Annotated in this window: 9 protein-coding genes; 7 read left to right on the top strand and 2 right to left on the bottom strand. The window is 58.0% G+C overall.

The window, feature by feature from the left end; all coding sequences use genetic code 11:
- Positions 1-269: 269 nt before the first annotated feature.
- Positions 270-1,691 (bottom strand): glutamine synthetase family protein, encoded by a 1,422-nt coding sequence (locus tag KHQ23_RS10625; RefSeq protein WP_211776949.1) that lies wholly within the window; start codon positions 1,689-1,691, stop codon positions 270-272.
- A 225-nt stretch (positions 1,692-1,916) separates the two neighbouring features.
- On the opposite strand from KHQ23_RS10625, the gene puuD reads away from it, so the two are divergent.
- The 4 genes from puuD to KHQ23_RS10605 all read left to right on the top strand — a co-directional run bounded on the left by puuD (position 1,917) and on the right by KHQ23_RS10605 (position 6,343).
- Positions 1,917-2,669 (top strand): gamma-glutamyl-gamma-aminobutyrate hydrolase, encoded by a 753-nt coding sequence (gene puuD, locus KHQ23_RS10620; RefSeq protein WP_020802183.1) that lies wholly within the window; start codon positions 1,917-1,919, stop codon positions 2,667-2,669.
- 25 nt (positions 2,670-2,694) lie between these two features.
- On the top strand, positions 2,695-3,252 hold the full coding sequence (gene puuR / locus KHQ23_RS10615; RefSeq protein ID WP_002898590.1) for an HTH-type transcriptional regulator PuuR: 558 nt from the start codon (positions 2,695-2,697) through the stop codon (positions 3,250-3,252).
- A 320-nt stretch (positions 3,253-3,572) separates the two neighbouring features.
- Positions 3,573-5,060, top strand: coding sequence for an aldehyde dehydrogenase PuuC (puuC, locus tag KHQ23_RS10610; RefSeq protein ID WP_073553328.1), 1,488 nt, complete (start codon positions 3,573-3,575; stop codon positions 5,058-5,060).
- Between the two features lie 2 nt (positions 5,061-5,062).
- Entirely contained in the window at positions 5,063-6,343 is a 1,281-nt protein-coding gene (locus KHQ23_RS10605) for an FAD-binding oxidoreductase (RefSeq protein WP_002898585.1), read from the top strand.
- Here KHQ23_RS10605 and KHQ23_RS10600 read toward each other — a convergent pair.
- Positions 6,340-7,302 (bottom strand): LysR substrate-binding domain-containing protein, encoded by a 963-nt coding sequence (locus tag KHQ23_RS10600; RefSeq protein WP_004221441.1) that lies wholly within the window; start codon positions 7,300-7,302, stop codon positions 6,340-6,342. The genes KHQ23_RS10605 and KHQ23_RS10600 overlap by 4 nt on opposite strands.
- 82 nt (positions 7,303-7,384) lie before the next feature.
- Here KHQ23_RS10600 and KHQ23_RS10595 point away from each other — a divergent pair, with 82 nt between their 5' ends.
- The 3 genes from KHQ23_RS10595 to yeaW all read left to right on the top strand — a co-directional run bounded on the left by KHQ23_RS10595 (position 7,385) and on the right by yeaW (position 11,694).
- On the top strand, positions 7,385-8,470 hold the full coding sequence (locus KHQ23_RS10595; RefSeq protein ID WP_004191031.1) for a tartrate dehydrogenase: 1,086 nt from the start codon (positions 7,385-7,387) through the stop codon (positions 8,468-8,470).
- A 455-nt stretch (positions 8,471-8,925) separates the two neighbouring features.
- Positions 8,926-10,533 carry a BCCT family transporter gene (locus tag KHQ23_RS10590; RefSeq protein ID WP_004183615.1) on the top strand — a complete coding sequence of 536 codons (1,608 nt, stop codon included), beginning with the start codon at positions 8,926-8,928 and terminating at the stop codon, positions 10,531-10,533.
- A 36-nt stretch (positions 10,534-10,569) separates the two neighbouring features.
- A complete protein-coding gene (gene yeaW / locus KHQ23_RS10585) occupies positions 10,570-11,694 on the top strand; it encodes a carnitine monooxygenase, oxygenase subunit YeaW (RefSeq protein ID WP_002898571.1) in 1,125 nt (374 codons plus the stop codon).
- Positions 11,695-11,708: the final 14 nt, after the last annotated feature.

Raw genomic sequence — 11,708 nt, 5'->3', positions numbered from 1 at the left:
AAAAGGGTAAGACGGACCGGTAAGCGGTAGCTGGCTGGCATCCAATGCGGCCTGAGCGGCCTCCCTCTCCCTGCGGATATTTGAACATCTGCATCATCTCATTTCCTCGTCACACACTGTGTCGTTAACTGAAGCCCCGTTGCCGCCTGCGCTCCTTAACGCGACATCCGGGAAATGGCTGGGCTCCCAGCAAAAACGTCGGCCAGGCTCCGCTCAGGCCGTATGATGCTACTGATTACCAAACTTATGGGCCCCTCGCGGGGCGACCATCAGGCGTTTTTCAACATCCACTCAATTTCGGTTTCTGTGATAAGACGCTCAAACTGCAGTAATTCATCATGCTTACAGGCATGGAAAACATGGCAGAAACGCTCGCCGAGGCGCCCACGCAAGTGATCGTTCTGCATAAACTCCCACAGCGCATCGCTCTGGCGGATCGGGAACGGCAGGCCCTCTTGTTCCAGACCGTTACCTTCCACCTCTTCCTGTAAAGGCAGCTGGGGGTTATCCAGCCCGTGCAGAATGCCGGCAAAAATCGCCGCCATCACCAGATACGGGTTGGCGTCCGCCCCCGCGACGCGATACTCCACGCGGTGGTTCTGCCGCTCGCCGCAAGGAATACGCAGCGCGACGGTGCGGTTGTTATGCCCCCACGAAGCCTGCGTCGGGACGTACATCCCCGGCTGGAAGCGGCGATACGAGTTCACGTTCGGCGCCAGCAGCGCCATCGAGGCCGGCATCAGATCGATCATCCCGGCCAGCGCGCGTTTGAGCAGCGCAGAGTCTTCCCCATCGCCGTCCACCAGCACGTTTTCCCCTTTATTGTTCAGCATGCTGATGTGGATATGCATCCCACTGCCGGCATGCTCTTCATAAGGCTTCGCCATAAAAGTGGCGTGCATCTTATGCTTCTCCGCCATCAAACGCACGAGACGTTTTAACGCCAGCGCATCATCGCAGGCGTCCAGCACGTTATCGGTATGGTGAAGGTTGATTTCAAACTGGCCCGGCGAGGCTTCCGCCACCGCGCCATCGGCGGGGATCAGCTGCAGTTTGGCCAGCTCGTCGATGTCGTTGAGCACGTCGGCGAAGTGGTTAAGGTTATCGACCGAATAGACCTGGCTTTGGGTGTTGCGATCGTCGGTGCCCGGCGCACACGGCGGCTGCAGGTAGCCTTCGGCATCGCGTTTGCGGTCCAGTAAATAGAACTCCAGCTCTACCGCTACCACGGGGAACAGCCCGCGCTGGCGCAACTGCTGCCAGAGGCGGTTGAGTACGTTCCGCGGCTCAACGTCAAAGGGAGCGCCATCTTCATCAACCATGGTTAGCTGTACCTGGGCTATCGATTGTGGGTCAGCCGCCGAAGGGGTTAAGGTGCCGGGTACCGGGATGCAGCTGCGATCCGGCTCGCCCATCTCCTGGCCCAGACCGGCCTCTTCCACCACATTGCCGAGAATATCCATCGCAAACACCGAGGCCGGGAAATAACAGCCTTTCTCCAGTTTGCTCAGGCCGGCAACCGGGATGCGCTTGCCGCGGAAGCAGCCGTTCAGGTCAGTGAGGAGGACATCGACATACTGGGTATCAGGGTAGGTTTCGAGGTAGCGCTTCACTTCTTTCGCGAACGCGCTAACCCGTCTCTCTTCCGTTTGCTGAACAAAATTCTCAACTTCTACGATATTGGTTTCCATGATTCACCGCCGTTGGTTGGGTTTCGGTCCTGCACTCAGACCGTTAAATATAATGTCCACCCCATCGACTGTGTATGCAAATAAATTGTTTGTCAAATGTTAAATTAAGTTTGCAAAGGGCTATTTCCACTGCTAGATTGAGAAAATATTGAACGATATGGCCGTTAAACCCGCTATAGCGGTCATAATTTAGTCCACTTTGTGAGGGCGATCATGGAAAATATAATGTACAAGCCAGTTATTGGCGTCGTGATGTGTAGAAACAGGCTTAAGGGTCACCAGACCCAGACCTTGCAAGAAAAGTACCTGAATGCAATTGTTAACGCCGGCGGACTGCCGATTGCCCTGCCGCATGCGCTGGCGGAGCCGGAGCTACTGAACGCGGTCGTTGATAAACTGGACGGGATCTACCTGCCAGGCAGCCCCAGCAATGTGCAGCCGCACCTTTATGGTGAAAACGGCGATGAGCCTGACGCCGACCCCGGGCGTGATCTTCTGAGCATGGCGCTGATTAACGCCGCGCTCGAAAGGCGCATCCCCATTTTCGCCATCTGTCGTGGACTGCAGGAACTGGTTGTCGCCACCGGCGGGACTCTGTATCGTCGTCTGTTCGAGCAGCCTGAGCTCCTTGAACATCGCGAAGATCCTGAACTGCCCGTCGAGCAGCAGTATGCGCCGTCCCATCAGGTTGAGGTTCAGGAAGGAGGATTGCTGTCGCAATTGATACCGGGCTGCAACACGTTTTGGGTAAACTCGCTACATGGGCAAGGGGCAAAAACCCTCAGTCCGCAGCTGCGCGTGGAGGCGCGAGCGCCGGATGGACTGGTGGAAGCGGTCAGCGTGAACGATCATCCTTTCGCGCTGGGCGTACAGTGGCATCCAGAATGGAACAGTAGCGAATACGCCCTGTCGCGTATGTTGTTTGATGGTTTTATCACCGCCTGTCAGGGCCATCATGCTGAAAAGCGGCGGCGCTGACCACTACCGTTAAGGAAATGCAAATATGAGCGATGACGGACTGGCGCCAGGGAAACGTCTGTCAGAGATCCGCCAACAGCTGGGTCTCTCACAGCGTCGTGCCGCCGAACTGTCTGGGTTAACACATAGTGCCATCAGCACCATAGAGCAGGATAAAGTCAGTCCTGCCATCAGTACGCTGCAAAAGCTGCTGAAAGTCTATGGGCTGTCGCTCTCGGAATTCTTTTCTGAACCCGAAAAGCCGGACGAACCCCAGGTGGTCATTAATCAGGATGACCTGATTGAGATGGGAAGTCAGGGCGTTTCCATGAAGCTGGTTCATAACGGAAATCCGAACCGTACGCTGGCGATGATTTTTGAAACTTACCAGCCTGGAACCACGACCGGGGAGAGGATTAAGCATCAGGGTGAGGAGATAGGCACCATACTGGAAGGTGAGATCGTGCTGACCATTAACGGTCAGTCGTACCACCTGGTGGCTGGACAGAGCTATGCCATTAATACCGGCATTCCGCACAGCTTCAGCAACACCTCGGCAGGCATCTGCCGCATCATCAGTGCCCACACCCCCACCACATTCTGATTATTTCGCCTGAACGAGGTTCAGGCTTACTTCAGGCCTGTCGCGACGGAAAATCTATTTTCGTCGCGGCGAAGAACTCGTAGTAATAACGTCTGCGCCGTACGGAATATTATTTCCTGTTGGCCCTGAAATAATTAACGCCAGTGAATGGCGACTCGCTCCTGAATAATTCGGGTTGCAAACAACCTGTCAAAACTCAGGAGAATAAAACGGTATTCAACTCCGGGGATACGCTATGCCCTGCGCCCGGCGCAGTGCCCCCGTGCAGCCTGAAAACGCCGCACTGATTATTTTGCCGATAATGTTTTTAAGGAGTCATGATGAATTTTCAGCACCTGGCTTACTGGCAGGAAAAAGCGAAAAACCTAGCCATTGAAACACACTTATTTATTAACGGCGAATATTGCGCCGCGGCCGATAATACCACCTTTGAGACTATCGACCCTGCCGCGCAGCAGACATTAGCCCAGGTCGCCCGCGGTAAAAAAGCCGACGTCGAACGGGCGGTGAAAGCCGCGCGCCAGGCTTTTGATAACGGCGACTGGTCGCAGGCCTCCCCCGCACAGCGTAAAGCGATCCTCACTCGCTTTGCTGATCTGATGGAGGCCCATCGTGAAGAGCTGGCGCTGCTGGAAACGCTGGATACCGGCAAACCGATTCGCCACAGCCTGCGCGACGATATTCCCGGCGCCGCCCGCGCCATTCGCTGGTATGCCGAAGCGCTGGATAAAGTCTATGGCGAAGTGGCCCCCACCGGCAGCAACGAGCTGGCGATGATCGTTCGCGAACCAATTGGCGTGATCGCCGCGGTGGTGCCGTGGAACTTCCCGCTGCTGCTGGCCTGCTGGAAACTCGGCCCGGCGCTGGCGGCGGGCAATAGCGTAATCCTCAAACCCTCGGAAAAATCGCCGCTTACCGCCCTGCGTCTGGCCGGGCTGGCGAAAGAGGCCGGCCTGCCGGACGGCGTGTTGAACGTGGTCAGCGGCTTTGGCCACGAGGCCGGGCAGGCGCTGGCTCTGCATCCTGATGTTGAAGTCATCACCTTCACCGGCTCCACCCGCACCGGCAAGCAGCTGCTGAAAGACGCCGGCGACAGCAATATGAAGCGCGTGTGGCTGGAAGCGGGCGGCAAGAGCGCCAACATTGTCTTCGCCGACTGCCCGGATCTGCAACAAGCGGTTAGCGCCACCGCCGGCGGCATCTTCTACAACCAGGGACAGGTGTGCATCGCCGGGACCCGTCTGCTGCTCGAGGAGAGCATCGCTGACGAGTTCCTGGCGCGGCTGAAAGCTGAGGCGCAACACTGGCAGCCGGGCAACCCGCTCGATCCGGACACCACCATGGGCATGCTGATTGACAATACCCATGCCGACAACGTGCATAGCTTTATTCGCGGCGGCGAAAGTAAAAACACGCTGTTCCTCGACGGACGGAAAAACCCGTGGCCTGCCGCCGTTGGCCCGACCATTTTCGTTGACGTCGACCCGGCATCAACCCTCAGCCGGGAAGAGATCTTCGGCCCGGTGCTGGTGGTGACCCGCTTCAAAAGCGAAGAAGAGGCGCTAAAGCTCGCCAATGACAGCGACTACGGCTTGGGCGCCGCGGTGTGGACCCGCGATCTCTCCCGCGCCCACCGCATGAGCCGCCGCCTGAAGGCCGGCTCGGTCTTCGTCAACAACTATAACGATGGTGATATGACCGTTCCGTTCGGCGGCTACAAGCAGAGCGGCAACGGGCGCGATAAATCGCTGCATGCACTGGAAAAATTCACCGAACTGAAAACCATCTGGATTGCCCTGGAGTCTTGATCATGACTGAACATACCACTAGCTACTATGCCGCCAGCGCCAACAAGTATGAACCGTTCCCGACGCTGGAGGGATCCATCAACTGTGACGTCTGCGTCGTCGGCGGCGGCTACACCGGCCTCTCGTCTGCCCTGCATCTGGCCGAAATGGGCTACGACGTGGTGGTGCTGGAAGGGGCGCGCATCGGCTTCGGCGCCAGCGGCCGCAACGGCGGTCAGCTGGTCAACTCCTATAGCCGCGATATCGACGTCATTGAAAAGAACTACGGCCCGGATGCGGCAAAAATGCTCGGCAGCATGATGTTCGAAGGCGGCGATATCATCCGCGAACGCATCCAGCGGTATCAGATCCAGTGCGATTACCGCCCGGGCGGCCTGTTCGTGGCGATGAACCATAAACAGCTGGAAACCCTGGAAGAGCAGAAAGCCAACTGGGAGCGCTACGGCAACACCCAGCTGGAGCTGCTGGACAGAGAGGCCATTCGTCGCGAAGTGGACAGCGACCGCTACGTCGGCGCCCTGCTCGACCACAGCGGCGGCCATATTCACCCGCTGAACCTTGCCATCGGCGAAGCGGATGCCATTCGCCTGAACGGCGGCCGGGTGTATGAGCAGTCGCCGGTCACCCGCATCCAGCACACCAGCCCGGCGGTGGTCAGCACCGCGCGCGGCCAGGTCACCGCGCGCTACGTGATCGTCGCCGGCAACGCCTATCTCGGCGATAAACTGGAGCCGGAGCTGGCGAAACGCAGCATGCCGTGCGGCACCCAGGTGGTCACTACCGCTCCGCTGTCGGAAGAGGTCGCCCGCTCGCTGATCCCGAAAAACTACTGTGTGGAAGACTGTAACTACCTGCTGGACTACTACCGTCTGACCGGCGACAACCGTCTGCTGTACGGCGGCGGCGTGGTCTACGGCGCGCGCGATCCGGACGACGTGGAGCGGCTGATTATGCCGAAACTGCTGAAAACCTTCCCGCAGCTGCAGGGGGTGAAGATTGACTACCGCTGGACGGGCAACTTCCTGCTAACCCTGTCGCGGATGCCGCAGTTCGGGCGTCTCGATAACAATATTTACTACATGCAGGGCTACAGCGGCCACGGCGTGACCTGTACCCACCTTGCCGGACGCTTGATTTCAGAGCTGCTGCGCGGCGACGCCGAGCGTTTCGACGCCTTCGCCAAACTGCCGCACTACCCGTTCCCGGGCGGCCGCAGCCTGCGCATTCCTTTTACCGCCATGGGCGCCGCCTACTACAGCCTGCGCGACCGCCTTGGGGTTTAATCGCCTCTGCCGACGGCGCTGGCCGTCGGCTCATGCTGCGGATAGTGCAGCTGAAAGTAGTGGCGCAGAAACTCCACGGTGGTGCGGATTTTGGCCGACGTCGCCAGCCGGGAGACGTAAACCGCCCAGACGTTGGCCGGCTGCCAGTAGTCCGGCAGCACCTGCACCAGATGTCCGCTGGCGATATTCTCCCGGACGTCCCACCACGAACGGAGCGCAATCCCCTGCCCGTCCAGACACCACTGATGCACAATTTCACCATGGTTGGAGGAGAGCGGCCCGGTTACCTTGATGGCGTGCTGGCCCTCTTTGCTATGCAATTGCCAGACGCCGAACGGATGATCGCGCTCTTTAATCACCAGGCAGGGTAACGCGGCCAGATCGCTCAGCTGTTTCGGCGGCGCATGGCGGGCAAGGAACTGCGGCGAGGCGCAGAGTACGCGGTGATTGGCCGCCAGCTGGCGGGCAATCAGATTCGGTGCGATATCGTCGCCGACGCGAATATCGAGATCCACCCCTTCATTGACTAAATCCACCAGCCGGTCCTGGACATCGAAACGCAGCTCCAGCTGCGGGTACTGGAGAGCCAGCGCCGACAGCGCCGGGGCGACAACCCGACGGCCAAAGCCGAAGCTACTGATAATACGCAGCGTTCCCTGCGGCACCTGGCGCACGTCGGAAAGCTCATCCATCATCTCATCGACATCCTGCAAAATGCGCTGCGCCCATTCATAGATCCGCTCCCCCTCTTCGGTAATGGTGACCCGACGGGTGGTCCGGTGCAGCAACATCACATTCAGGGTTTGCTCCAGCAGCGAAACCCGCTTGCTGACGAACGCCGGCGATACGCCAAGCTCCTCGGCGGCGGCGGCGAACCCGGCCCGGCGAGCGACCAGCATAAAGACGCGTAAATCATTTAGCAGCGGCAGATTATTCATGATCTGTGTTTTATGTTTCACCAGTTAGCGTGATTAATTATGAACCAGTCAATTATAGGATAGGCAGGTGGTCAAACATCATCGTTAAAAAGTGAGAACCGGAATGAAAAAAACCTGTCGTATTGCCGCCATCCCGGGTGACGGAATTGGCAAAGAAGTTCTGCCTGAAGGGATTCGCGTGCTGCAAGCCGCCGCACAGCGTTGGGATCTGTCGCTGAGCTTCGAGCAGATGGAGTGGGCAAGCTGCGAATATTACGCCCATCATGGCAAGATGATGCCGGACGACTGGCGCGAGCAGCTGCAGGGCTTCGATGCTATCTACTTCGGCGCCGTCGGCTGGCCGGATACCGTTCCCGACCACATTTCGCTGTGGGGGTCGCTGCTGAAGTTCCGCCGCGAGTTCGATCAATACGTCAACCTGCGCCCGGTGCGCCTGTTCCCCGGCGTCCCCTGCCCGCTGGCGGGTAAAAAGGCCGGCGATATTGATTTTTACGTGGTGCGTGAAAATACCGAAGGCGAATATTCCGCCCTCGGCGGCCGCGCCAATGAAGGCACCGAGCATGAAGTGGTAATTCAGGAGTCGGTCTTTACCCGCCGCGGCGTGGACCGGATCCTGCGCTACGCCTTCGAACTGGCGAAAAGCCGCCCACGCAAAACGCTGACCTCCGCAACCAAATCCAACGGTCTGGCGATCAGCATGCCCTATTGGGATGAGCGGGTGGAAGAGATGGCCAAAAACTATCCCGAAATTCGCTGGGACAAGCAGCATATCGATATCCTGTGTGCCCGTTTCGTGCTGCAGCCGGAGCGTTTCGACGTGGTAGTGGGTTCTAACCTGTTCGGCGATATTCTCTCCGATCTCGGCCCGGCCTGTACCGGCACTATCGGCATTGCGCCGTCGGCCAATCTCAATCCGGAGCGCAATTTCCCGTCGCTGTTCGAACCGGTTCACGGGTCGGCGCCGGATATTTACGGTAAAAATATCGCCAACCCGATCGCCACCGTTTGGGCCGGGGCGATGATGCTCGATTTCCTCGGCAACGGCGATGAGCGCTACCACGCCGCTCACGATGGCATTCTGGCGGCGATTGAGCAGACGATCGCCTGCGGACCGAAAACTCCGGACATGAAAGGCAGTGCCTCAACGCAGCAGGTTAGCGAGGCTATCTGCAAGGCCATTTTGGCGTAATTACTCCGCCGCTCCCCGGTGGCGCTGCGCTTACCGGGGCTACAATCGCGCGATAATGTAGTGTGTAGGCCGGGTAAGGCACAGCCGCCACCCGGCAAAAAAAACGGCACAGCAAGTAGCCCGGGTAAGGCGCAGCCGCTACCCGGGAAAACCCGCGCGCCTGGTCCGCCAACTCCCCTCTCTTTTCGCTATGCAGAATCCCCCACGATTGACAAGTGAACCGCATCACAGCGGTGAACTTTATTAATTCCTGAAAGGACAGAACCTGCGCCAATTCACCTTTTATTATTTCCGTTTCGTGTTTTATTGCTTCACGAAACGGCCAATTGTTTAATTCATGTAACGAAGAAATAATCCAATTGTTAATAGCATCTTGCTACGAACCCTGACCCTACAGCGTGATAACAACGACAGGCTAAAGCCACCGACGGGCAATCATGCCCAGGAGATCACTCATGTTGAGCAACGTAAAGAAAAAAGATGTGCCGCTGATTGCCATCAGCCTGGCGGCCATTGTTTTCATCGCCGCTACATTAAGTCTCTTCCCCCAGCAAACCGCGCAGGCGGCTGATTCGATTTTTAACGGCGTGACCCGCCTGCTGGGTTCCACGGTACAGGTACTGGTGCTGCTGGCGCTGGGACTGGTGTTGTATCTGGCCACCAGCAAATACGGCAATATCCGGCTCGGCGAAGGTAAAGTCGAATACAGTACCCTTTCATGGCTGTTTATGTTTATCTGCGCCGGTCTCGGCTCCTCCACGCTGTACTGGGGCGTTGCCGAATGGGCTTATTACTACCAGACCCCGGGCCTGAACATTGCCCCGCAATCGCCGAAAGCGCTGGAATACAGCATCCCTTACTCTTTCTTCCACTGGGGCGTAAGCGCCTGGGCAACCTATACCCTCGCCTCGCTGATCATGGCCTATCACTTCCACGTGCGGAAAAATAAAGGCCTCAGCCTCTCCGGGATCGTTTCGGCGATCACCGGCGTTAATCCGCAAGGTTTCTGGGGCCGTCTGGTCGATCTGATGTTCCTGATCGCTACCGTCGGCGCGTTAACCATTTCGCTGGTAGTCACCGCCGCCACCTTCACCCGCGGCCTGTCAGCGCTGACCGGACTGCCGGATAACTTCACCGTGCAGGCATTTGTGATCCTGCTCTCCGGCGGTATTTTCTGCATGAGTTCGTGGATTGGCATCAACAACGGCCTGCAGCGCCTGAGCAAAATGGTCGGCTGGGGGGCGTTTCTGCTGCCGTTGGTGGTATTACTGGTTGGCCCGACCGAATTCATCACCAATAACGTCATTAACGCCGTCGGCCTGACGACCCAAAACTTCCTGCAGATGAGCCTGTTTACCGACCCGCTCGGCGACGGCGCCTTTACCCGCAACTGGACCGTCTTCTACTGGCTGTGGTGGATCTCCTACACCCCAGGCGTGGCGATGTTCGTCACCCGCGTCTCCCGCGGGCGCAAAATCAAAGAGGTGATCTGGGGACTGCTCCTCGGTAGCACCGCCGGCTGCTGGTTTTTCTTCGGGGTGATGGAAAGCTACGCCATGCACCAGTTCGTTAACGGCGTGATTAACGTACCACAGGTGATGCAGACTCTCGGCGGCGAAACCGCCGTCCAGCAGGTCCTGATGTCGCTGCCGGCAGGTAAGCTGTTCCTCGCCGCCTATCTGTTCGTGATGATTGTATTCCTCGCCTCGCACATGGATGCGGTGGCCTACACCATGGCGGCGACCAGTACCCGCAACCTGCGCGAAGGCGAGGATCCGGATCGCGGCATGCGCCTGTTCTGGTGCGTGGTGATCACCCTCATCCCGCTGTCGATTCTGTTTACCGGCGCTTCGCTTGAGACCATGAAAACTACCGTGGTGCTGACCGCCCTACCGTTCCTGGCCATTTTACTGATTAAAACCGGCGGCTTCGTGCGCTGGTTAAAACAGGACTACGCCCACGTTCCGGTCCATCAGATAGAAACCCATACCCCCGAGCCCATTATTAAAGCCGAGACGCTGCCGGTTGGCGCGGTACTCAAAGGCGACGGCCAGTCGCTGTAAAACCTCTTACTGACAATAATCACAAGGAGACCCTACATGAGCAATTTGAGCCCTGACTTCACCCTGCCGATTAACTTTTGCGCTAATCCGCAGGATGCCTGGACCATTCCGGCCCGTTTTTATACCGACAGCCAGGCGTTTGAGCACGAGAAAGAGCGCATCTTCGCCAATAGCTGGATTTGCGTCGCCCACGGCAGCGAGGTCGCCCGGCCGAACGATTACATTACCCGGGAGATCATCGGCGAAAATATCGTTATCGTCCGCGGCCGCGACAACATTCTGCGCGCCTTCTATAACGTCTGCCCGCACCGCGGCCACCAGCTACTGAGCGGCGAAGGCAAAGCCAAAAACGTGATTACCTGCCCCTATCACGCCTGGGCCTTCAAGCTGGACGGCAATCTCGCCCACGCCCGCAACTGCGAAAACGTGGCGAATTTCGATAGCGAAAAGGCAACGCTGGTGCCGGTTCGCCTGGAAGAGTATGCCGGCTTTGTGTTTATCAATATGAATCCGGAAGCGGAGAGTGTGGAAACGCAGCTACCGGGGCTGCAGGACAAAGTGCTGGAAGCCTGTCCGGACGTGCATGATCTGAAACTGGCGGCGCGCTTTACCACCCTCACCCCGGCGAACTGGAAAAATATCGTCGATAACTATCTGGAATGTTACCACTGCGGTCCGGCGCACCCGGGCTTCTCGGATTCCGTCCAGGTTGACCGCTACTGGCACACCATGCACGGCAAATGGACGCTGCAGTATGGCTTCGCCAAACCGTCCGAGCAGTCGTTTAAATTCGAAGAGGGTACCGACGCCGCGTTTCACGGTTTCTGGCTGTGGCCGTGCACCATGTTCAACGTCACGCCGATCAAGGGCATGATGACCGTTATCTATGAATTCCCGGTGGATGAAGAGACCACTCTGCAGAATTACGACATCTATTTCACCAACGAAGAGCTGACTGACGATCAGAAAGCGCTGATTGAGTGGTATCGCGACGTGTTCCGCCCGGAAGATTTACGCCTGGTGGAAAGCGTACAGAAGGGGCTGAAGTCCCGCGGCTATCGCGGCCAGGGGCGCATTATGGCGGATAACAGCGGCAGCGGTATCTCCGAGCACGGGATCGCGCATTTCCACAATCTGGTCGCCCAGGTGTTCCAGCCGTAATCGTTGAAGGAGCT

The organism is Klebsiella sp. 64, from assembly GCF_018223915.1.
Taxonomy (GTDB): domain Bacteria; phylum Pseudomonadota; class Gammaproteobacteria; order Enterobacterales; family Enterobacteriaceae; genus Klebsiella; species Klebsiella pneumoniae.
Note: the sequence above shows the minus strand (reverse complement) of the source record. Positions and strands in the feature narration are given on the sequence as shown.

Coding starts and splice junctions, on each gene's coding strand:
- KHQ23_RS10625 (WP_211776949.1), bottom strand. CDS start 1,691: ATGGAAACCAATATCGTAGAAGTTGAGAATTTTGTTCAGCAAACGGAA.
- puuD (WP_020802183.1), top strand. CDS start 1,917: ATGTACAAGCCAGTTATTGGCGTCGTGATGTGTAGAAACAGGCTTAAG.
- puuR (WP_002898590.1), top strand. CDS start 2,695: ATGAGCGATGACGGACTGGCGCCAGGGAAACGTCTGTCAGAGATCCGC.
- puuC (WP_073553328.1), top strand. CDS start 3,573: ATGAATTTTCAGCACCTGGCTTACTGGCAGGAAAAAGCGAAAAACCTA.
- KHQ23_RS10605 (WP_002898585.1), top strand. CDS start 5,063: ATGACTGAACATACCACTAGCTACTATGCCGCCAGCGCCAACAAGTAT.
- KHQ23_RS10595 (WP_004191031.1), top strand. CDS start 7,385: ATGAAAAAAACCTGTCGTATTGCCGCCATCCCGGGTGACGGAATTGGC.
- KHQ23_RS10590 (WP_004183615.1), top strand. CDS start 8,926: ATGTTGAGCAACGTAAAGAAAAAAGATGTGCCGCTGATTGCCATCAGC.
- yeaW (WP_002898571.1), top strand. CDS start 10,570: ATGAGCAATTTGAGCCCTGACTTCACCCTGCCGATTAACTTTTGCGCT.